Annotated in this window: 25 protein-coding genes; 19 read left to right on the plus strand and 6 right to left on the minus strand. The window is 50.3% G+C overall.

Annotation, left to right across the window (positions count from 1 at the left end; translation table 11 throughout):
* Positions 1-294 precede the first annotated feature (294 nt).
* Positions 295-858 carry a YdhK family protein gene (locus ACFSUC_RS14640; RefSeq protein ID WP_379930365.1) on the plus strand — a complete coding sequence of 188 codons (564 nt, stop codon included), beginning with the start codon at positions 295-297 and terminating at the stop codon, positions 856-858.
* A 69-nt stretch (positions 859-927) separates the two neighbouring features.
* Here ACFSUC_RS14640 and ACFSUC_RS14645 read toward each other — a convergent pair whose 3' ends face one another.
* The 3 genes from ACFSUC_RS14645 to ACFSUC_RS14655 all read right to left on the minus strand — a co-directional run bounded on the left by ACFSUC_RS14645 (position 928) and on the right by ACFSUC_RS14655 (position 1,749).
* A complete protein-coding gene (locus tag ACFSUC_RS14645) occupies positions 928-1,077 on the minus strand; it encodes a hypothetical protein (RefSeq protein WP_379930366.1) in 150 nt (49 codons plus the stop codon).
* Between the two features lie 92 nt (positions 1,078-1,169).
* Positions 1,170-1,334, minus strand: coding sequence for an asparagine synthase (locus ACFSUC_RS14650; protein WP_379930367.1), 165 nt, complete (start codon positions 1,332-1,334; stop codon positions 1,170-1,172).
* 103 nt (positions 1,335-1,437) lie between these two features.
* Complete coding sequence (locus ACFSUC_RS14655) at positions 1,438-1,749, minus strand: hypothetical protein (protein ID WP_379930368.1); 312 nt, start codon at positions 1,747-1,749, stop codon at positions 1,438-1,440.
* 251 nt (positions 1,750-2,000) lie between these two features.
* Between ACFSUC_RS14655 and ACFSUC_RS14660 the strand changes: the two genes are divergently transcribed.
* The 5 genes from ACFSUC_RS14660 to ACFSUC_RS14680 all read left to right on the plus strand — a co-directional run bounded on the left by ACFSUC_RS14660 (position 2,001) and on the right by ACFSUC_RS14680 (position 6,011).
* On the plus strand, positions 2,001-2,375 hold the full coding sequence (locus ACFSUC_RS14660; RefSeq protein ID WP_379930369.1) for a hypothetical protein: 375 nt from the start codon (positions 2,001-2,003) through the stop codon (positions 2,373-2,375).
* 191 nt (positions 2,376-2,566) lie between these two features.
* Positions 2,567-3,700: a putative cytokinetic ring protein SteA gene (steA, locus tag ACFSUC_RS14665; RefSeq protein ID WP_379930370.1), complete on the plus strand. Its 1,134-nt coding sequence runs from the start codon at positions 2,567-2,569 to the stop codon at positions 3,698-3,700.
* Between the two features lie 61 nt (positions 3,701-3,761).
* Entirely contained in the window at positions 3,762-4,490 is a 729-nt protein-coding gene (locus ACFSUC_RS14670) for a copper transporter (protein ID WP_379930371.1), read from the plus strand.
* Entirely contained in the window at positions 4,450-5,127 is a 678-nt protein-coding gene (locus ACFSUC_RS14675; protein ID WP_379930372.1) for a glycosyltransferase family 2 protein, read from the plus strand. Before ACFSUC_RS14670 ends, ACFSUC_RS14675 begins: the two co-directional genes overlap by 41 nt.
* Entirely contained in the window at positions 5,112-6,011 is a 900-nt protein-coding gene (locus tag ACFSUC_RS14680; protein ID WP_379930373.1) for a hypothetical protein, read from the plus strand. Before ACFSUC_RS14675 ends, ACFSUC_RS14680 begins: the two co-directional genes overlap by 16 nt.
* Positions 6,012-6,123: 112 nt before the next feature.
* Here ACFSUC_RS14680 and ACFSUC_RS14685 read toward each other — a convergent pair whose 3' ends face one another.
* Positions 6,124-6,411 (minus strand): DUF2627 domain-containing protein, encoded by a 288-nt coding sequence (locus ACFSUC_RS14685; RefSeq protein ID WP_379930374.1) that lies wholly within the window; start codon positions 6,409-6,411, stop codon positions 6,124-6,126.
* 207 nt (positions 6,412-6,618) lie between these two features.
* On the opposite strand from ACFSUC_RS14685, the gene lpdA reads away from it, so the two are divergent.
* The 4 genes from lpdA to ACFSUC_RS14705 all read left to right on the plus strand — a co-directional run bounded on the left by lpdA (position 6,619) and on the right by ACFSUC_RS14705 (position 11,589).
* The gene (gene lpdA / locus ACFSUC_RS14690; RefSeq protein WP_379930375.1) at positions 6,619-8,040 is read left to right on the plus strand and encodes a dihydrolipoyl dehydrogenase; all 1,422 of its coding nucleotides are present in this window, start codon (positions 6,619-6,621) and stop codon (positions 8,038-8,040) included.
* A gap of 96 nt (positions 8,041-8,136) precedes the next feature.
* Positions 8,137-9,174, plus strand: a complete 1,038-nt coding sequence (locus tag ACFSUC_RS14695; RefSeq protein WP_379930376.1) for a thiamine pyrophosphate-dependent dehydrogenase E1 component subunit alpha — start codon at positions 8,137-8,139, stop codon at positions 9,172-9,174.
* A complete protein-coding gene (locus ACFSUC_RS14700) occupies positions 9,174-10,157 on the plus strand; it encodes an alpha-ketoacid dehydrogenase subunit beta (RefSeq protein ID WP_379930377.1) in 984 nt (327 codons plus the stop codon). Before ACFSUC_RS14695 ends, ACFSUC_RS14700 begins: the two co-directional genes overlap by 1 nt.
* A 43-nt stretch (positions 10,158-10,200) precedes the next feature.
* Positions 10,201-11,589 (plus strand): dihydrolipoamide acetyltransferase family protein, encoded by a 1,389-nt coding sequence (locus tag ACFSUC_RS14705; protein WP_379930378.1) that lies wholly within the window; start codon positions 10,201-10,203, stop codon positions 11,587-11,589.
* A 63-nt stretch (positions 11,590-11,652) separates the two neighbouring features.
* Here the strand turns inward: ACFSUC_RS14705 and prli42 are convergent, their stop codons facing one another.
* Positions 11,653-11,757, minus strand: coding sequence for a stressosome-associated protein Prli42 (gene prli42 / locus ACFSUC_RS14710; RefSeq protein ID WP_379930379.1), 105 nt, complete (start codon positions 11,755-11,757; stop codon positions 11,653-11,655).
* An 89-nt stretch (positions 11,758-11,846) separates the two neighbouring features.
* Here prli42 and ACFSUC_RS14715 point away from each other — a divergent pair, with 89 nt between their 5' ends.
* Both ACFSUC_RS14715 and ACFSUC_RS14720 read left to right on the plus strand, forming a co-directional pair.
* Positions 11,847-12,977 carry a M20/M25/M40 family metallo-hydrolase gene (locus ACFSUC_RS14715; protein WP_379930973.1) on the plus strand — a complete coding sequence of 377 codons (1,131 nt, stop codon included), beginning with the start codon at positions 11,847-11,849 and terminating at the stop codon, positions 12,975-12,977.
* A gap of 78 nt (positions 12,978-13,055) precedes the next feature.
* Positions 13,056-13,520 (plus strand): DUF3052 domain-containing protein, encoded by a 465-nt coding sequence (locus ACFSUC_RS14720; protein ID WP_379930380.1) that lies wholly within the window; start codon positions 13,056-13,058, stop codon positions 13,518-13,520.
* 156 nt (positions 13,521-13,676) lie between these two features.
* Here the strand turns inward: ACFSUC_RS14720 and ACFSUC_RS14725 are convergent, their stop codons facing one another.
* Positions 13,677-14,645 (minus strand): endonuclease/exonuclease/phosphatase family protein, encoded by a 969-nt coding sequence (locus tag ACFSUC_RS14725; protein WP_379930381.1) that lies wholly within the window; start codon positions 14,643-14,645, stop codon positions 13,677-13,679.
* 245 nt (positions 14,646-14,890) lie between these two features.
* On the opposite strand from ACFSUC_RS14725, the gene ACFSUC_RS14730 reads away from it, so the two are divergent.
* The 7 genes from ACFSUC_RS14730 to ACFSUC_RS14760 all read left to right on the plus strand — a co-directional run bounded on the left by ACFSUC_RS14730 (position 14,891) and on the right by ACFSUC_RS14760 (position 21,387).
* Positions 14,891-16,198 (plus strand): DUF3866 family protein, encoded by a 1,308-nt coding sequence (locus ACFSUC_RS14730; protein ID WP_379930382.1) that lies wholly within the window; start codon positions 14,891-14,893, stop codon positions 16,196-16,198.
* Between the two features lie 296 nt (positions 16,199-16,494).
* Positions 16,495-17,073 (plus strand): NUDIX hydrolase, encoded by a 579-nt coding sequence (locus ACFSUC_RS14735; RefSeq protein ID WP_379930383.1) that lies wholly within the window; start codon positions 16,495-16,497, stop codon positions 17,071-17,073.
* Positions 17,074-17,075: 2 nt separating this feature from the next.
* Positions 17,076-18,248, plus strand: coding sequence for an endonuclease Q family protein (locus ACFSUC_RS14740; protein WP_379930384.1), 1,173 nt, complete (start codon positions 17,076-17,078; stop codon positions 18,246-18,248).
* 77 nt (positions 18,249-18,325) lie between these two features.
* Positions 18,326-18,970, plus strand: coding sequence for a stage II sporulation protein M (spoIIM, locus tag ACFSUC_RS14745; RefSeq protein ID WP_379930385.1), 645 nt, complete (start codon positions 18,326-18,328; stop codon positions 18,968-18,970).
* Positions 18,971-19,076: 106 nt separating this feature from the next.
* Positions 19,077-19,538, plus strand: coding sequence for a ferric iron uptake transcriptional regulator (gene fur, locus ACFSUC_RS14750; protein ID WP_379930386.1), 462 nt, complete (start codon positions 19,077-19,079; stop codon positions 19,536-19,538).
* Positions 19,539-19,889: 351 nt separating this feature from the next.
* Positions 19,890-21,017, plus strand: coding sequence for an alanine dehydrogenase (gene ald, locus ACFSUC_RS14755; RefSeq protein ID WP_379930387.1), 1,128 nt, complete (start codon positions 19,890-19,892; stop codon positions 21,015-21,017).
* Between the two features lie 136 nt (positions 21,018-21,153).
* Positions 21,154-21,387: a DUF4227 family protein gene (locus ACFSUC_RS14760; protein ID WP_379930388.1), complete on the plus strand. Its 234-nt coding sequence runs from the start codon at positions 21,154-21,156 to the stop codon at positions 21,385-21,387.
* The last annotated feature ends 24 nt before the right edge of the window (positions 21,388-21,411 follow it).

Below are 21,411 nucleotides of genomic sequence, written 5' to 3' on the forward strand. Positions count from 1 at the left end.
AGCTTTGCGTCATGCAGCCCGTATGTATAAGGCGTGAGAGATTACGAAATCGTATTTCGCCTACTCCAACAGTGAGTTCATCGCGATGGTCGCAGATAAGCTGCGGATCGAGCATAAGGTGAGCTGATAGAAGGACGTAATGAGTACAAAAAGATACCATCTCTTTTATTCGATGTGTCACACATCAGATAAGGGGATGGTATTTTTTGTGCAAGTATGTTTCTTGATTTGCAATATACGATGGGTGGGTATATGATGATCATGATAAATCAAATTCAAGGAGTGCGGTAGAGAATGAAAAAGCTGATCGTCATGCTATCTGTAACAGCGATGATTGTATTCAGTGTAAGTGCCTGCGGGAATGGAAACGATACGAATCACGCTCACTCATCAAACAACAATCATCATGACGAGCATTCAGACATGAACCATTCCTCATCAGGTGAATTGCCTGATAAGTTGCAGGAAGCAGCTGCCCCAACGTTCCCGGTTGGCAGTGAGGCCATGATCCGAGCTGATCATATGGAAGGAATGAACGGTGCAACAGCCACGATTGTTGGCGCATATGACACGATCGTTTACACCGTCTCCTATATGCCCACAACAGGTGGAGAGAAAGTGACCGATCACAAGTGGGTCATCCACGAAGAACTGATGAATGCAGGGGATGCGGCTTTTGAGCAAGGAACGGAGGTCGTTTTGCAGGCAGATCATATGAAGGGAATGGACGGCGCTACAGCGACCATTGATTCTGCCGAACAGACAACCGTTTATATGGTTGACTACGTTCCGACAACAGGTGAGGGAAAAGTGACGAATCATAAATGGGTAACAGAAAGCGAACTTGAAGCACCCTGAACAAATACGAACAAGCCATTTCCCGTCAGGGTGAAACACACCCCGCGCGAAATGGCTTTTTCATTTCTGTTACTTTTCGGCAGACTTTTCAGCCTGATGATAGAAGGAATTTTGTCCTGCATGCTTTTGGTTTTTCTCGATAACCTGATCCGCATGGTATTGCAGCGTATCCTGATTGGAGCGGCTGCCCTTCACACTGTGATTTTTTCGGCTGCTCATTGTGCGTCCCCCTTCGCTTGTTCTGTGACTGATAGCTGGACAAGCAGGCAACATGCTCTTCACATGCTGCCTGCCCTTGCCGATCTTCAGAGCTAGCGACGATAGCGATGTTCGAACAGGTCAATGGCGCCTAGCACGACATGAGCCAGACCAAATCCCATGACACCCAGCGCTGCAGCTCGATTCCTGCCTAACAGAGTTGCTCCTGATGCGGTTACGACGGAACCTAAAATCGATGGAACCAATCCTTCACGCATTGCTAATCACTCCTTTAGGAAGTCATGAAGATACGGACTTATTTTGTCCTCTGCTTCGTCAGTCATGCAGCACAAGAAGTGTTAGATACAGGCAGTGCAGCGATTATCTTACCTGCTTGGGATCATGTAAATCAAATACCTGCAGATTGCCCAGCGCCTGGGCCAGGTTTTCCTGCATACCCTGGGCTTGCTGAACCTGACCGAGCTGACTGGCTGATTCCAAATGCTCGGACGCCTGCTTCAATTCAATCTCGGCCTGTTTGACCATTTGCCTGGCAGATTGCATGGAAGAAGGGTGATTCGTCTTCTTGGCTTCATGAGCGGCCATTTCTGAATCCCTGGCACGATTGATGGCTTGCTCAGCCCGTTCTACCGCTTTTTGAAACACTTGCTGGTGCTGTCCCTGTTCCGTCATCTTCATCCCTCCTGCATACACTTGATGAACTCCTTTTTAACATGTGCAGTCACGGATTGGATGATACCCGTTTTGATTGCTTGGCATTTGTCCATAATAAATAGAGAGAAGGCGGGGCAAGCTAAGCAGTTGCACGTTTCAGAAAAAGAATTTGTCACAAATCGTTCAATTAAAATCGCAATCAGGCAAACAAAACTTCACATCATTTTTGTACAATATTGCTTATACGAGTATAAATGGAGGTCTTCAACATGCATAAATGGGTCATGCTTGGATTGATGGTGATCGCAGGTCTATTGGCTGTCACACTGTCCATTACATCCATCGAAACAAAAGAAGAAACAGCAGAAGAAGCACCAAAAGAAAACGAAGTCCGCTTTGAGGCTGAAAATTTCAAATTTGACCAGGAAGAGTATACAATCAAGGCTGGAGAGCCGATGGTCCTTTCCATGGTAAACAAACGCGGCGGAGGCATCCACGCTGTTGAAATTGAAGGAACAGATATTTACCTTGAAGATGGGGATTCTGTCGAACATACCTTTGAGCCAGGCACCTATGAGATCAAATGTGCAATTATGTGCGGAACGGGTCATGATGATATGGTTTCGACCCTCATTGTAGAATAATGATCGCTCAAGCAACCACAAAGCAAGCGTAACATTTTCATTGTTAACGAATTCAAATTTCAAATTTAAAGTGAACAAAGGTCGATTTCCGTTTTTCGGACAATCGGCCTTATTTGCATGCCGCATAAATTGCCCGGACTGATGCATAATAAGGGCAAGCCTGTCTGAGTATAGGAGTGAAACCATTTCGCATGATGCGGTTAAGTCAAACTACGAATTTGAGTGGAACCATTCAGGTCCATACGAGCACGAAGCAGCTGCTTCGGTCGATTCAACCTCGGCAGATTGCGGTGATTTGCCATGAGAATATTGATGAAATGGCCGCCAATGGCTTTATTGAAGCGAAAGTAAAGGCGGTCATTAACGCAGCTAAAACGATGGATGGCAGTTACCCGTCAGTCGGAGCGAAAAGGCTGCTCGATGCTGCAATACCGATTTTTGATATTGATCCGCTTGCCTTTCATTGCTTTCAAAGCGGGAATACGATCACCATTACCGAGGATGCCATTCAAGTGGAGGACAACCAGATTACCTGTCAGCCATTTACGTTTGCTGACTATGACCATTTATACAAGCAGGCCATGCGTAATATGGGTTCTCAGCTTAATCGATTCATTGACAATACGCTGACCTATGCCAGTCAGGAGAAAGAACTCGTGATTGATCGTCTGAAGACGCCCCCCTTGCGAACACGGCTAGGAAACCAGCATGTTGTGGTCGTGGTGAGGGGAAGCGGCTACAAGGAGGATCTGAGCATCATTCGGGCTTACATCCAGGATTACCGGCCCGTATTGATTGGGGTCGATGGCGGCGCGGATGCTCTGCTGGAACATGGCTTCATGCCGAATCTCATTATTGGCGATATGGACAGTGTGTCTGACCATGCGCTTCGCTGTGGCGCGGAGTTACTCGTTCACGCCTATCCGGACGGACGGGCTCCGGGCCTTGACAGACTGGAGAAACTGCACGTCCCGAGCCGTAAAATCTGTGCGAAAGGCACCAGTGAAGATATCGCGATGCTACTCGCCTATGAGCAGGGTGCCGAGCTAATTGTCACCCTTGGTACCCATACGCACATGATCGACTTTCTGGAGAAGGGAAGAAAAGGGATGGCCAGCACCTTGCTGGTGCGGATGAAAGTCGGTTCCAAACTGGTGGATGCCAAGGGCGTGAGCAAGTTGTATCAACGACCAGTCAGGTTTCGCAGTATGTGGCACGTATTGGCCGCGGCCCTGTTTCCTCTCGTGATGTTGTTTGTCATTCATCCCGGTTTCCGACAGTTTCTGGATACCATTCGGATTTATTTTCAAATTTCGTTCAAGTAACCTGACGAACTCGGGTTCATACGTTCGAAACAGGTGTGCAAAAAAGGGAGGTGCTTCCCCTGTGATACATACCCGCTATCATGCCATGACCATTATCAGTATTTTTTTTGCACTGGGCATCGGTATTGTGATTGGTGGAACCCTGGGGCAATCCTGGATGAGGGATACCGAGCATTTTGTATGGCGAGAGATGCTGACACAATATGAACAGGAACGGGTGACGAACGCAGAACTGCATGATCGTGTCGAGGAACTGAAAGCGCTTAGCACGCAGCTGATTCCCCGGATAAAGGCTAGCAAGGTGCTGCTATTGCAGCCAGCAGGTCACCCGATACTCGAAGAGAATACCAAAAGGCTACTGGAGGAAATGGGTCTGGATATCCTGGTCATGGAACAGGAGAGCGGGATAGAAGCTGAGACAGTAAACGGAGTTGAATCCGGAGTAGAAACCAGTCTAGAAACAGGGATGGAAGCGGGACCCATCATCGAGCGGCTTCGAGCAGAGGGCGTGCAGCGTCCCGATCTGATCGTTGTGTACTGGGAAGGGACGGACGACGATCCTCAGAAGAAATCGCTGACGATGGAAGCTTGGAATGAAGGCATATGGGGAACCCGTGCGGACGGGGAAGAGACTGCACCAACACAGCCCAGATGGATGTTTGTAGAACCCGAAGACTGGAAGAACGCAGAAGCGGAACAAATCGGCAGATTGCTGTTGCACATGAATGAATTATTGGAGGAAACCACTTATGCATCCGACCATTTCGCTGATCATCCCGGCATACAATGAGCAGGCAACGATACAACGGACCCTGCTCAGTCTGTGCAGCTGTGAGCAGTTGCAGCAGCTGCAAACCGAACTGTTGGTGGTCAATGACGGGAGCGAGGACGATACGGAACAACTCGCTCTTCCATTTGCAGATCGGGTGCTTTCCTTGCCGCAAAATCGGGGCAAGGGAGAGGCTCTTCAGGCCGGCGTGGAAGCTGCAAATGGAGCGTTCCTGGTCTTCCTGGATGCAGACCTCCAGGAAAGTGCCAGACATGCCTATCAGTTGCTGAAGCCGGTGTTGGAACAGGAAGCAGACCTGAGCATTGCCAAGCTGCCGCCTGCACGGCGAAAAGGGGGACTCGGACTTGTCAGAAAGCTGGCCTCCCATGGCATTTGGCGATTATCAGGTTATCGCAGTACCGCGCCGTTGTCCGGGCAAAGGGCGATGACGCGGCAGGTAATGGAACGAATCCGCACATTCAGTCCCGGATTCGGGATTGAAGTGGGCTTCACGATTGATGCTGCCAGAGATGGATTTCGCATTACGGAGGTGGAGGTTCCCTTTCATCATCGCGAAAGCGGGAGAGATTGGTCCGGCGTCCTTCATCGTGGCAAGCAATTCGTAGCCGTTGGGAGAACATTATGGAGCAAGCGATAGAGCGGATGATTCTGCTGGTAGGATGGCTTGGCATGTATGCAGTCGTGACCCGTACATGGCTGCGCTTGTCATGCCGGCTTGCATCGAGACTGGGCATGCGCAGAGAAAATTACACGGGCCGTGTGATTCCGGTATCAGGGGGTCTGTTTGTGTGGGCAGGCCTGCTGAACAGTATCTGGATTTGGGGGCTGATGGTGGAATGGATATGGCAGCCTTCGCCTGCATGGAGTGAGGTCGCATGGAGTGAGGTACTGGCTCTGTGTGTGGCACTGTCTGTCGTGTTTGCCATTGGCTGGCTCGATGATGCAGTGGGAGACCGGTTGACGAAAGGCTTCCGCGGTCATGTTAGCGTGCTGTTTCGTGAACACCGCTTTACGACCGGTTTCTTGAAGATCATCGGCATGAGTGCAGCCGTACTGATCTTACTCATGATGCTGATCGGGGAAGAGGAATCATTGTTTTCTCTCGGCATCTTGTTTCTGTTATGGGTGCTGACCATCAATGGATTTAATCTGCTGGATGTCAGGCCAGGCAGAAGTGTGAAGGGCTGGTTGGGCAGTGCACTGCTCGTCCTCCCTTTCCTACAATGGAATTTGACACTTGTTGTCCTGCTCGTCCCCCTCATCTGGATGCTGGTGATCTGGTCTCCGCTTGATCTGCGGCGAAAGGCTATGCTGGGTGACAGCGGGGCGAATCTGATTGGTTTCATGATGGGTTATGTGCTGGTGACGAGCTGCCCCGCTTGGTTACAGGGTGGTTGGCTGATTATGTGGATTGTGCTGCACTGGATTGCGGAACGCAGCTCCATTTCCAGACTGATTGAACAGCATGACTGGCTGAGAAGGCTGGATCAATGGGGAGGGATACAGAAACAAAATCGTTGAAGGTGAGTGCCAAGTCACGAAGTCGCAAAGTCGCAAAACTTCAAAGTCGCAAATAAATAGAGATGAGCCTGTGAAATCAGTGCTCATCTCTATTTTTGTCTGATCTTTATTTTCATTTTCCTCGCTTGCCCGATTTGTCCATGAATCTCGGTGCGACGTAGTTCCGCTTTCGGTCACGGAAGAATATCCAGCCGCCAATGAAAAAGACACCGAGCAAAAACAAAACGGCCCCGCCCAGAAACGGCAGCCAGTTGAAATCCGGCGTTACTTGTTCGTCACCGAACTGGGAGAAATACAGGAATACGGCATCCTTCATGAGGAGGAAGCCATAGGTGGCAGCCCAGCCGGGAATGACAAGCAGAAGGACAGCGATGAGTCTTCCGATCAATGGATTGCGCATGTTTTCGATCCTCTTTCTGTCAATTGTTCGTGCTGTTCTCTATGATACAAAATGAGAGAGAGGCTGTCCATGGAGGACTTGTGGCATTTATACTATATTTCTTGTCACAGAACCGCTACAATAGACACTGAACAACGTGAAAAAATGGGTATGGATTCTTTTCATCATTTCATAGAATAGATGTAGAAAAGCTGGAGGGAGCTGCAAATGGAACCGAAACAATGTGATGTGGTTATTTTAGGGGGAGGGATTGCCGGTTACACCGCGGCGATTCGCGCTTCCCAATTAGGCAAGAACGTTGTGCTGGTGGAGAAAGATAAAGTCGGAGGCACTTGCCTTCATCAGGGTTGTATTCCGAGCAAAAGCTTGCTGCATAGTGCGGAGCTGTACGTGAAGATGCAAGATAGCGAAGCGTATGGCATTACAGCCCGTGATGTCCGTCTGGATTTTCAACGGGTGCAAATGCGAAAGAACAAGATCGTCACCCAGTTGTATCAGGGACTGCAAATGTTAATGAAGAAAAACAAGATCGAAGTCATTCACGGAAGAGGGCGGGTAATGGGGCCTTCGATCTTCTCTCCGAAGAGCGGAGCCGTTGCCGTGGAGCTTGAAAATGATGAATCCGTCATGGTCGTAGGCACCCATACCATCATTGCAACCGGGACAAGACCGAGAAAGCTGGACAGTCTGCCTGAAGATGCGCGTATCATGACCAGTGATGAGGCGCTGCAAATGGACGAGCTTCCGAAGTCCATCGTGATCGTTGGCGGCGGGGTAATCGGTTCCGAATGGGCTTCCATGCTTTGTGATTTTGGTGTAGAGGTCACGATTGTGGAATATGCTTCACGTATTCTGCCGCTTGAGGATGAGGACGTTTCCCGGGAAATCGCAAGAAGCTTCGAAAATCGGGGCATTCGGATTCTAACAGACGCTCGAATTGAAAGCGAACGTGTCGAAGCAGGTCAGGATTCGTTGTTTATCCCCGTTCAGCAACACAGTAAATCGGTTCAACTCGAAGCATCGGCCATGCTGATCAGTGTTGGACGGCAAGGCAACGTAGAGGGACTGGGTCTGGAAAATACGGATGTACAGGTCGCGTCCGGCCTGATTACGATTAATGAACATTTCCAGACAGGAGAACCGCATATTTATGCCATCGGAGATGTGACGGGCGGTATTCAGCTTGCCCATGCAGCGGCGCATGAAGGCATCTATGCTGCTGAACATAGTGCCGGACTAAAGGGCATTCGTCATCGTGACGATCAGATACCCAAATGCATTTACAGTGCTCCGGAGGCGGCCAGCGTGGGTTGGACGGAGGAACAGGCAAGGCAGAAAGGTAGGAAGATCAAGGTGTCCCGTTTCCCGATGAAGGCGATAGGGAAAGCCTGGATTGTCGGAGAGTCGGAAGGCTTCATGAAGGTCATTAAGGACGAGGAATCCGACGACTTGCTCGGGATTCATATCGTAGGCCCCAAGGCAACGGAACTGATCGCGGAAGGCACCCTCGCCATGACGCTGGATGCAACCGCCTGGGAAGTGGGTCAGACCATTCATCCGCACCCCACGCTCTCGGAAATTTTCGGTGAAGCGATGCATCTGATCGAGGAAAAGCCCCTTGGAATCTGATACATAAGGGCGTATAATAGGAGTTAATACTAGTACCAGGTCTTAAGTTTGAATATAAAGAAACAGCAAGCGAGGATCATTAGGAGGTTGAATCGGATGGAACAAACTTCATCAGCAGAACAATTCCGTCATCATGCCTTTGGTTTAACGAATGAAGAAGCCGTAGATATGTATCGCTGGATGCAACTCGGTCGCAAATATGACGAATGGGGCTTGATTTTGCAACGGGCGGGAAAGATTAACTTTCATATCGCCGGACCGGGTCAGGAGGCCGCACAGGTCGGCGCTGCTTTTGCGCTGGAGAAAGACACGGATTATATTCTCCCTTATTATCGGGACTTTGCCTTTGTTCTCAAAATGGGCATGACGATGAAAGAACTGATGCTTTCGTTGTTTGCCAAGGCAGAAGATCCGAACAGCGGCGGCCGACAGATGCCCGGTCATTTCGGTTCGAAACGACTCAAGATGGTGACGGGCTCAAGTCCCGTTACGACACAGGTTCCTCATGCAGTCGGCATTGCACTGGCAGCGAAAATGAGGAAGGAAGAGCTCATTACGTTCGTCACATTCGGGGAAGGCTCCAGTAACCAGGGTGACTTTCATGAAGGGTTGAATTTTGCAGGGGTGCACCGATTGCCTGTCATTTTCATGTGTGAGAACAACCGGTATGCGATTTCCGTACCGTATCACAAGCAGGTTGGTGCCGAGAGCATTGCGGACCGGGCCAAGGGATACGGTTTTCCGGGTATACAGGTTGATGGCAATGACCCGCTTGCCATGTATCAGGCTGTGAAAGAAGCGAGGGAACGTGCGATTCGCGGCGAAGGGCCGACCTTGATCGAGGCGTGCTGCTACCGGTTTTCTCCGCATTCCACCTCCGACAATGATCTGGCGTATCGGACGCAGGAAGAAGTGGACTATCACAAGGAAAAGGACGGCGTACGTCATTTCCGCAACTATCTGGTGGAATGTGGCTTGTGGAGCGAAGAGCAGGAGATTGAACTTGGCAAAGAGGCCGACCAGTTGATTCGGGAAGCGATTCGTTACGCAGAGGAAGCGCCATTTCCAAAGCCGGAGGATACGCTTCTTCATGTGTATGCATCGTCTGACCAGCAGAACGGGGAGGGACTGTAATGCCGAAGATCAGTTATATCGAGGCGATTCGCACCGCCATGCTCGAAGAAATGAGACGAGATGAGTCTGTCTTCGTTCTCGGCGAGGATGTAGGCATCAAGGGGGGCGTGTTCGGCACAACCAAAGGTTTGTATGAAGAGTTTGGTGAAGATCGCGCGCTGGATACCCCGCTAGCTGAATCTGCCATCGCAGGAGTTGCGATTGGGGCTGCGATGGTCGGAATGCGCCCGATTGCCGAAATGCAGTATTCGGATTTCATGTTGCCGGCCACTAACCAGATTATTAGTGAAGCGGCCAAGATCCGCTATCGCTCCAACAATGACTGGGATTGTCCGCTGGTCGTGCGCGCACCGATCGGGGGAGGCGTGTTTGGCGGCCTGTATCATTCCCAGTGTCCGGAGTCGGTGTTTTTCGGCACACCGGGTTTGAAGATTGTGGCGCCCTCTACACCGTATGATGCGAAGGGTCTTCTTCTCTCATCCATTCGTGATCAGGACCCTGTATTATACTTCGAACACAAGAAATGCTACCGGATGATCGAAGGGGAAGTACCGGAGGGCGAATATACTGTACCCATCGGCAAAGCTGATGTAAAGCGTGAAGGGGACGATATCACGGTCATTACCTATGGCTTGACGGTTCATTTTGCGTTGCAGGCTGCCGAAGAGCTCGCCCAGGAAGGAATCAGCTGTCATATTCTCGATCTGCGAACATTGCAGCCGTTGGATCAGGAAGCCGTTTTGGAAGCGACCGCGAGAACCGGTAAAGTCTTGATCGTACATGAAGACAACAAGACCGGTGGAATCGGAGCAGAAGTATCGGCCATCATTGCCGAGGAAATGCTGTATGAGCTTGATGCGCCTATCCAGCGACTCTGTGGTTATGACGTACCAGCCATGCCGATCAGTCCACCGATGGAAAAGTTCTATATGCTCAACAAGGAAAAACTGAAGACCGCCATGAAAAAATTGGCGATGTACTGATAGAGGACAGTGTTCGAATAATGTGAGGAGAGGAGTCAGATCGTTGACGAATCAGGATCAAGTAAAAACAGTAAAGCTGCCACAGCTGGCGGAGAGTGTGGTCGATGCTACCATTGCCAAGTGGCTGAAACAGCCGGGGGATTCGATCCAGTATTATGAACCGATTTGTGAGCTGATAACCGACAAGGTTACCGCTGAGCTGCCAAGCACAGAGGAAGGCATTCTTCAGGAAATACTGGTTCCGGAAGGAGAAACCGTGAAAGTTGGAACGGTCTTGTGTACGATTGGGACTGAAGCAACTGACCAGAATGGTCAACGCGGGGAGAGTTCCTTCACACAACAGCCAGACCAGGAGTCGTCCGGTGCACACGAAGGCGGGAGCGTCTCGGCAAATTCTTCTTCGGCAGAAGAAGGAACAATGCGCAAGCGATATTCACCGGCTGTACTCCGGCTGGCGGAAGAGCATCAACTCGATTTGCAGTTGATCGACGGTACGGGTCTTGGAGGGCGAATTACACGCAAGGATGTACAAGCTTATCTGGAAAGCGGACCACGCCAGAAAGTGCAATCGGCACCGACATCACAGCCAAAAGACGCTTCCCCACAATCGGCATCTGCCTTGAATCCGCAACCAGATAAAGATGCCTCTCCTCCGGTTCGAAGCTCGGGACTTCACTTGACGCCGCCTCCGGCATTCCAGATGCAGGAACGTACAGACGCCGAGAGAGAAGGACGCGGGGAATATTTGCTGGACGTGAGTCCTGTTCGGAATGCCATCGCAACCCGTATGCGGCAAAGTGTTACTGAAATTCCGCATGCCTGGACGATGATCGAGGTGGATGTCACTAATCTCGTGACACTGCGCAACGAATTGAAGACGGAATTCATGAAAAATGAAGGGGTCAATCTGACTTATCTGGCGTTTGTGATCAAGGCCGTGGTCAATGCCATCAAAGACTACCCGATCATGAACTCGGTATGGGCGATTGACAAAATTATCGTGAAGCGTGATATTAACATCTCCCTGGCTGTCGGGACAGAGGATGCGGTCTATGCCCCTGTCATAAAAAATGCCGATCAGAAAAACATCGCCGGTCTCGCCCGGGAAATTGATACCTTGACCAAGAAAGCAAGAGCGGTCAAGCTAAGTCCTGCCGATGTGCAAGGTGGCAGCTTCACCGTCAACAATACGGGTTCATTCGGCTCCATTTTGTCGCAGCCGATTATCAATTATCCGCAAGCGGCGAACTTTACCTTTGAGGCGATAGTCAAACGTCCGGTTGTCATTCACGACATGATTGCCGTACGTCATATGGCCAATATTTGTCTTTCGCTCGATCACCGTATTTTGGATGGGGTCATTTGCGGCCGCTTCCTGCAACGTGTGAAGGAAAACATAGAAGGCTATACGAGCGATACCAAGCTGTACTAGACCATTCGATTCCCATAGCAGTCTACTGAAACTAAAAAAACGGGGCAGTCCCAAGCACTAGGCTCAGGATTGTCCCGTTAACAGTTGGAGTCCCATAGCCACACTGGAGAGCACCAGGGCAAAGATCAAAATGTAGATGACGGTTTTCTGGATTTTGCCTCGCTTCATTTTTTATCACTCCTCGTGTATGAAATGAACGTGTTCATTATACCTTAAGATCAGAATGAAACCTATAATTGCAGGAGGTCAGGCCAATGATGATTAATCAAGAGCGCATGATCCAACAGTTTATCGATTTAGTTCGTGTAGACAGTGAGACCCGACATGAGAGAGAAATTTGCGACCTGTTGACCCGTTTGTTCACAGACTTGGGACTGGAAGTGGCAGAGGATGACACCACAGCGGCTACGGGTCATGGAGCCGGCAATCTGATTGTAACATGGGCAGCATCGGAAGGGCTAGAACAAGCTGATCCGATCTACTTCACCTGCCATATGGATACCGTTGTGCCTGGTGCCGGCATTAAGCCGCAAGTAGATGAAGACGGATATATTCGCAGTGATGGAACGACGATTCTGGGGAGCGATGACAAGGCCGGAATCACCGCCATGATCGAGGCAATCGAGGTCATCCAGGCAGAGAACCTTCCGCACGGTCCTGTCCAGTTTATCATTACGGTCGGGGAGGAATCCGGTCTGATCGGAGCCAAGGCCATGGACGCCAGTCTGTTGAAGGCCAAGTACGGATATGCGATTGATTCCAATGGAAAAGTGGGAGAAATTGCTGTAGCAGCGCCTGCCCAATCCAAAATTCTGGTCAAGATTACAGGTAAATCGGCTCACGCAGGTGTCAATCCGGAAGATGGCATCTCTGCGATTCAGGTTGCCAGCAAGGCAATATCGAGAATGAGACTGGGGCGTATTGATGAGGAGACCACGGCTAATATCGGCAGCTTCGAGGGTGGCAAGGAAACCAATATCGTGTGCGAAGAAGTGTACCTGAAGGCAGAAGCACGCAGCTTGAAAGACGATAAGCTGGAAGCGCAGGTCGAACATATGCGCAAGGCATTTGTGGAAACGGCAGAGGAACTCGGGGCTGTTGCCGATTTTAACCACGAGATCATTTATCCGGCGTTTCTGTTTGATGAGCAGTCCGAAGTCGTTCAGTTGGCCGCAAAAGCACTGGAACAGATCGGACGTCCGATGAAGCTCGTTCATTCTGGCGGGGGCAGCGATGCGAATATATTTAATGGCATGGGGGTTCCGACCGTTAATTTGGCGGTTGGCTATGAATATATCCACACCAAGAAGGAACAGATGCCGATCGAAGAACTCGTCAAGACGGCAGAGCTGGTCGTGGCGATTATCGGGCAGGCTGCACGCGTCTAGCTTACTATGAAGGGCAGCCAAGACAGATAAGAAGAAGTGAAAGTGAAGTAGGCCGAAATGAGGGAGGGCGAGCATACGATGACAGACATGCATCCGACATTGAAGAAATTGCAGTGGAAAACAAATATGCAGCCGATCCTGATCATGCATGCACCCGAGGCGTATCAGGATGTGATGAAGGCTTGTCCCGGTGAGGTACACGAGCAGCCTGAACAGGCATCCTATCCGTTCATTCAAATATTCGGTACCGGGAATGAGCACCTGCAACAGTCAGCCCAATCCGTTTTGAGTTCGTTGCAGGAAGATGGTTTGCTCTGGCTCTGTTATCCCAAGAAATCGTCAAAAACATACAAGGGATCAGACTGCAGCAGAGAGTCGGTTGCTGGATTATTGGCGGAGGCAGGCTTCGAGCCGGTGAGACAAGTGTCCATCGATGAGGACTGGTCTGCTCTGCGCTTTCGATTAGTCCACCAAATCAAAACCATGAGCCGGAAGTTTGCGGTGACAGAAGAAGGGAAAAAACGAGTCGGTCTGGATCAATAACCAACAGAACGAGTCGAACTGAATCAGTTATACAAAATGGGGAAGACCAGAAATGTAAACATCTCTGGCTTCCCCATTGTCATGTCTGCTGCTAAGCTTTCATATCTGTTAACAAACTTTCATCCCTGCTGACAAACGTTCAGATGATCAGGCGCATTAACGTGATCGGAGCACCAGCTTCGCGAATACACCGGCATGGTCAGAAGGCCACAACCTTGTCGGAGTTCGGGAAGCCTGGCAAGCGCCGACACGCTTCGTGCGTATGACACGCCAGTTGATTTTGCGTTTGAACAGAACGTAATCAATCCGCTCGCTTAAGCGGGAACGGGCACTCAATACGTCTCGATCCTGACAACAGGTAAAGCCTTTTCCGATACCTGCGATCGTCCATGGATCGTTGAATCCGGATTTTAATGCCTTGCGGTAGACGGTCATGCCCGGTCGATTGGCATTGGAGTTCAGATCTCCCATCAGAATTTGCGGCAACTTTGTGGAAGCGGGACCTGCAAGCAGTTCATTGGCTTGAGCCTGTCTGATTTTAGGAGACAATGGTTCCAGATGCGTGTTGATGGCACGGAACACGTGACCATTTACTTTTACATCAATGAAGGAGTAACCGCGAAGGATTCGAATGGTTTGTCCCCCGATTCGTACATTGAGACTGGCCTTGTAATTGGCTGACATGCGGCGAATGATCTTGAAGCGGCATGTGTTTTTCACCAATATGACATCCCGGTCTGTGAGACGAACGATATTGCCTGTGCTGGCAGGAAGCTGGTCAGATAGATTGCGGTTCACGGCCGCGACTTTGTAGTCCAGACCCAGCAGCTTCAACTGACGGAGCAAGATCTGCAAAAAGTCGAATACAACCCGATTGCCTCTCGGCGGGATCAGCTCCCAGCGAGCTACCTCCTGAAGGCCAATGATATCTGGCTGTTTTTTCTTGATCTGTTTGGCAATCGCTTTGGCACGCTGAGGAAAATTAGTGGCTAGGAATTGTCGATATGCTTCTGTTACACGCTGTGGTACGAGTTGAATCGGGGAAGAAAGAGTCGGATTCAGATCGGCACCAACGTACACGTTCCATGTTAGAAAGGAAATCGGAATTTGCTTGGTGTGATTCAAAACATTCACATCCTTTTCAAGGGGATGCTACAGTATATGTGTTGTCCATTTCGCGTGCGTAGACTTGTAGAGTGAGCAAGGTTGACGATTTTTTCTAATTTTCCATTGCAGCGCGAATGAGAGTCAGGAACGTCAATGAACAGAACCCGGATACCCAGGGTATGCAGACCATCCGATGTGACGATACTAATCATTCACGTACTATTGTCAGCGCCGCTTGAGGCGTGCAGGAAAGGTCGATCACTGTGCTAAAGGTAGAAGAAGGGATATTACTGAGGCTCGAGGAGGAACATGCGGGTGTGCAGGAGTGGGCTGTTCAACTTGGGGAAGAGACGTGCCGGGCACGTCATGAACTCGACTGGATGCCTGTCCCGCTGGAGCCGGGGGATCGGGTATGGCTCAATACAACCGCTGTCAGATTGAAGCTGGGTACGGGCGGACTGCATTTTGTAGTGGGTTTGGCTGGCAAGTCTCATGATGATCCATCCAACTCGATTACAGCTACAGCTACATCTACAAATACAACCACAACCGCATCATCAAATGAGGTGCCCGCACATGCAGTGTCTTCAGACAAACTGATCGGATCTATGTGTGAGAATCAGACTTCATCGAATGCTCAGGTTCTATCAAAAGGCCATATGATGAAACTCCGATACACCCCTTTCCAGCGCTCTGTGCTATCTGTGGAAGAAGCAGAGAGTAGAGCGCACGAACTGTTCTTGAATGAGCTGAAACTGGAGCAGATGCCCGTGTTGATCGGGGAACTGCACAGCATGCTGCCCGTCGCTGCAGCCTGGCTCTATCAACAGCAAATTTATCGTGAACCACTTGTAGAGCGGGAAGTGCGGGGAAATCGGGAACATCGGGAACATCCAGAGAACAAGAGAAGATTGCGCGTATGCTATTTGATGAGTGATGGAGGAGCCTTGCCATTGTCGTTTAGCCGACATGTGCGTCAGTTGAAGAAACTCGGTTGGATCGATCAAACGATTACATATGGACATGCGTATGGCGGTGATTATGAGGCGATGAATAAATATACAGCACTGATTGCCGGAAAGTGGGTCAGCGGTGCGGATATCTCTCTCGTCATGATGGGTCCTGGCATTGCTGGCACAGGAACGCAGCTGGGACATTCGGGGATGGAAGTGAGTGAGCTAATCAATGCGACTTCTAAACTGGGCGGGATACCTGTCGTGATTCCCCGTATCAGTTTTGCTGATCGACGGAGTCGCCATCAAGGTCTTAGTCACCATCTGCTGACCACACTTCGCTATGCGAGTGAACGTGCGATTCTCCCTCTGCCAGCTGACTTGCCACATGAGCAACGGTTGCAGATTCGGCAGCAGGTGGAAGATGCCGGACTGGCCCAACATCATGCCATTGAATGGATGGAAACGATCTCACTAAGCTCCGTCTCACAGGCGATGCAGCGCTATGGCTCTCCGCTTACGACAATGGGTAGAGGATTGGATGAGGAGCCTGCTTTCTTTCTAGGGGTGTGTGCTGCTTCGCAGTATGCCTGGCTGCGATCAGGGCAGCTATCGTAGTTGTTGCACCTTCCTGTTTCACAAGCTGTCTGACATAAGCGCGAACTTCCCACATCTTGCCGGACAAGCATAGCTGATTCTCGGTTATAGCCATGATCATCGTGTCCTTCCTCCTTTTTCCTGTTCGTTTTGGCGTAAATGGTAGATGGCAGATGTATTGCATCCTGTTTTTGCCAAACCCTCCTGCGCGGGTTACAATATGGACAGATGGCAGGAATGGGCAGGGAAAAGCTATATCCTAACGTATGCGCATACTGGACAACCTATGACCAAATCAGGGAGAGGAAGAGATATCGATGATCGGAAAAGATCCATTTGCTGACGAAAATCAGGCCTTTGCAGAAAAGACAGTTGAAACGGAACCTATTTTTACAGGCAAAATCATTTCTTTACAGCGGGATACAGTTTTGTTGCCCAATGGCAAGCAGGCCTATCGGGAAGTCGTCAAGCATCCGGGTGCTGTAGCTGTCATGGTCATCCAGGATGACAAAATGGCTGTAGTGGAGCAGTATCGGAAGCCGCTGGAACGCAGTCTGGTTGAAATCCCGGCAGGAAAGCTGGATGAAGGGGAAACCCCGGAGAGTGCCGCGATGAGGGAATTGCAAGAAGAAACCGGGATGAAGGCGGATCATGTGACGCTTGTGAAATCCTTCTATACGTCACCCGGCTTTGCCGATGAAATCATTCATCTCTATTTTGCAGATCAATGTACGAAGGGAGAACAGCAGCCCGACGAGGATGAGTTTCTTCAATTACAATGGCTGACACTGAATGAGGCCAAGGCATTTGTTGAACAGGGAAAAATTCGCGACGCGAAGACGGTTACGGCTATCTATGTGTGGGAGCTCTACCAGCTCACCGGAAAGCTGATGTAGGCATGGAGCGTCTTTCGTCTGTCTTTGCCGATTTTCATATTCATATCGGCAGCACCGATGACGGGAAGCCAGTCAAAATATCGGCTAGCCGGAACCTGACGTTTGCACATATTGCGAGAGAAGCCGCAGATCGCAAAGGCATCAATTTGATCGGAATTATCGATTGTCATGCTCCCGGTGTCCAGAGGGATATTTTACGGCTGCTCGATCGCGGGGAGATGGCGGAGCATGTGGATGGAGGCATCCGCTACCGGACGACTACGATCATGCTGGGCTGTGAGCTTGAAGTAAAGGAAGATGGACGGGGAGCGGCCCATTATCTCGTCTATTTTCCCTATTTGGCAGATATGCAGGACTGGACGGCGTGGCTGTCCCGGCATGTCAAGAACATTCATCTCAGCTCCCAGCGCGTTTATGCTTCTGCCAGACAGGTGCAGCAGGAGGTGGTGGACCGGGGTGGACTGTTTATCCCCGCTCATATCTTTACGCCGCACAAAAGCTTGTATGGCAGTTGCACCGATGCGATGGCCGACGTGCTGAATCCGGACCAGGTATCTGCTGTGGAGCTTGGTCTGAGTGCAGACACGTCCATGGCCAGCCGCATATCCGAGCTGGATGTGCTGCCCTTTCTGACGAATTCGGATGCACATTCCTTGCCCAAGATTGCACGGGAATACAACGAGCTTCTGCTCAAGGAACCTACTTTTGCTGAATGGAAAGCCGCTCTGGGCGGCGAACAGGGCAGGGCGATCCAAGCCAACTATGGACTCCTTCCCGCTCTCGGCAAATATCACCAGACAACCTGTGCGGCCTGCGGACAAAAGCTGAACGCGAATGAGCCGAGTGAAGTCTGTCCCGTTTGTGGAAAGGTGCGGAAAACGACAGGTGTAGCGCATCGGATTGAGACTATTGCTGATCGGAAGGAACCGGATGACCAACGCAGACCCCCTTACAAGCTGCAAGTTCCGCTGGAGTTCATCCCTGGGATCGGCAAGCAAATGCTGGACAAGCTGCTGCAGCATTTTGGTACAGAGATGAATGTGCTTCACCATGTGCCAGCAGAAGAGCTTGCACGAGTGTGCGGGGAACAACTGGCAGGCCGAATCGATCGTGCGCGAAGCGGGCAGTTGGACATTGAAAGTGGGGGCGGAGGCAGGTACGGGAAGTTGAAATAAGCAATCTAGCAAAAAGAGGCATAGTCTATCAATCTTGTTCATATATTGATCGTAACTGAACAAGGGAGGAAATAGACATGAATATGCCGCTCCAGATGAAAAAGCTGCTTCAGGATTATATGCCGCTCACTGTATTCGTTTCGGTTCTGTTTGTGATGGGGATTGTGTTCGGTGCCTTGTTGGTGAATGCCCTGTCCCTCGAGCAAAAACAGGAAATGTTTCGCTATGTGGGGAGTTTCTTTCATTCGATTGACCAAGGTACAGAGGGGAGTAAAACAGAATCCTTTCAGCATATTTTCGGCATGCATTTGAAATGGATGTTGCTGATCTGGGTACTGGGCCTGTCCGTAATTGGATTGCCGCTCGTTTTGGTTCTGAATTTTCTCAAGGGCGTGCTGGTGGGCTTTACGGTTGGTTTTTTTGTTTCCCAATGGTCGTGGAAAGGCATGGTTTTTGCCATGGCAGCTGTGGCTCCGCAAAATATCGTGATTATTCCTTCCTTTATATTAAGCAGTGTGTTTGCGATCTTGTTCTCGATTTATTTGATTCGGAATCGGCTCATGCAGAAGAAAGGGAATATCTCCCAGGCCTTTATGCAATACTCCATCGGGGTGCTGGCGCTCACAGGTGTCCTGTTGCTTGCCTCCTTGCTGGAGGTCTTTTGTTCGCCGTATTTCATCGAATGGGCTACGCCTGTGTTGTCTTTGAGCGGAGCCAATTAGGCCTCAATGGCCGTGACCTTTTCATTTGACTTCTCAAACGTTCACCCACTATAATGAAAACATATTGAAGTTACTGGCTTTGGGTTCAGGTAAGAGGGGGAACGGGATGGAAGCGAGGATAGAAAAAATCAAGCAGCAGCTTCAGGCTCAAGGCTATAAGCTGACACCTCAACGAGAGGCGACCCTCCGGGTACTGCTCGAGAATGAAGAGGATCATTTGAGCGCTGAGGATGTATTCATGCTTGTCAAGGAGAAAGCACCGGAAATTGGTCTGGCTACAGTCTACCGTACCCTGGAATTGCTGGCTGAATTGCATGTCGTAGAGAAGATGAATTTTGGCGATGGCGTGGCAAGATATGACTTGCGCGGCGATACAAGCAAGCATCATCATCATCATCTCATTTGTGTACAGTGCGGAGCAGTAGATGAAATTCTGGAAGATTGGCTGGGTCCTCTGGAAGATAGATTGGCCCGAGAGTTTAATTTTCACGTACTGGATCATCGACTTGATTTCCAGGGCGTTTGTCATCGATGCAACAATGAAGAGTCTGACAAGAAAAGTGAGTAGCCCAGCGAAGCACCGCGTAGCTAGCGAAGCCCTGCGAAGTGAAACGTAGCAAGGCGAAGCCCCGCGAAGCCCAGCGTAGTGAAACGTAGCTAAGCGCAGCCCGCGTAGCCCCGCGAAGTGAAACGTAGCAAGGCGAAGCCTCGCGTAGCCCAGCGAAGCACCGCGTAGCTCTGTGGCTCGCATCAATCTGCACAGGCCGTTTTAACAAACCGGATCATGGTTAAATATATAGAAGACAGAAACTCTCCTGAATGAACTTTTCAGGAGAGTTTTTTATACCTGTTTTCATAATCCGACTTGGAATTAGCAACAATACAAGATGAGAAAGGTCTAGTTCAGGAGGGATTTATCATGTTGATCGGGGTGCCAAAGGAAATCAAAAGCAATGAAAATCGCGTAGCCATCACACCTGCAGGGGTGGCTGCTTTTGTACAAAGAGGTCATCAAGTATACATTGAACATCAGGCCGGCTCCGGCAGCGGATTTGAGGATGAGGATTATAGACAGGAAGGTGCGGTCATCGTCCAGACGGCAGCCGAAGTGTGGGGTCGCGCAGATATGGTCATGAAGGTCAAGGAGCCGTTGCCAGAGGAATATGGGTATTTCCGGGAGAATCTGATGCTGTTCACCTATTTGCATTTGGCTGCTGTCCCTGCGCTTGCGGATGCCCTCGTTCGTTCCGGCATGACGGCTATTGCCTATGAGACGATTCAGCTTCCCAGCGGTGGATTGCCACTGCTGACACCTATGAGTGAGGTGGCCGGGAGAATGTCCGTTCAGGTAGGGGCGCAGTTTCTGGAGACGTTCTATGGCGGGAGAGGTATTCTGCTAGGCGGAGTGCCAGGTGTACCGCCTGCGGATGTCATCATTATTGGCGGAGGAATTGTGGGTACGAATGCAGCAAAAATGGCGCTCGGCATGGGAGCCAATGTCGTGATGGTAGAGAAAAGTACGGATCGCATGCGATACCTGGACGATGTGTTTCAGGGCCGTATTCGTACCCTGATGTCGAACCCGTACAATATTGCCAATGCGGTGCAAAAAGCGGACTTGCTGATCGGTGCGGTGCTCATTCCGGGCGCCAAAGCCCCGAGACTGGTTACGGAAGAGATGGTGAGTCAAATGAAGAAAGGTTCGGTCATTGTCGATGTGGCCGTGGATCAGGGAGGCAGCATCGAGACGGTTGACCGGGTGACGACGCATAGTGAGCCAGTGTATGTCAAACATGATGTGCTACATTACGCCGTCGCCAATATCCCCGGTGCCGTTCCTCGAACCTCCACACTCGCACTGACCAACGTGACGCTCGCCTTTGCCCTTGATTTGGCAGACAAGGGTCTGGGCAAAGCCATTGCGGATTATCATCCGTTGAAGCTGGGAGTCAATACGTATGCGGGGAAAATTACGCACCAGGCCGTGGCAGAATCACTCGGCGCTCCGTATCATGTCATTGATCAGTTGCTTCCTATGCAAATGTGATGCCAGCCCTCTTATTCACATCATGCAAGTGTGATAAAGGTATCCTTTTTCACATATGGTGAAATACGGGGAGGAACAAGCCCCGCGTGAATGAACACGTGTGAAGAACACGAGGGATTAGGGGAAGGTGCTGCGCATGATCATTTCACTGCGAAAGTGGATGGAGCGAATTCAGTTTTTATTGCTATTCGTATGTTTGACCTATGTTTTTTCCCATGTCTACGGCTGGGTACAGGACTGGCTGGACCCAATGGATACGTATCGGGTGCCGGAGGGAGCGGCAGTGAAGGCTTTTTCGACAGATGCAGGCTGGACAGAGCCCCGGCATCCACTCGAAAGGTTGAAACAATTTTATCTGACCGGAGAATAATGTTGGCACAAGCAGGAAATCCCG

Origin of the sequence: Marinicrinis sediminis (assembly GCF_042685085.1) — a bacterium.
Taxonomy (GTDB): Bacteria; Bacillota; Bacilli; order Paenibacillales; family KCTC-33676; genus Marinicrinis; species Marinicrinis sediminis.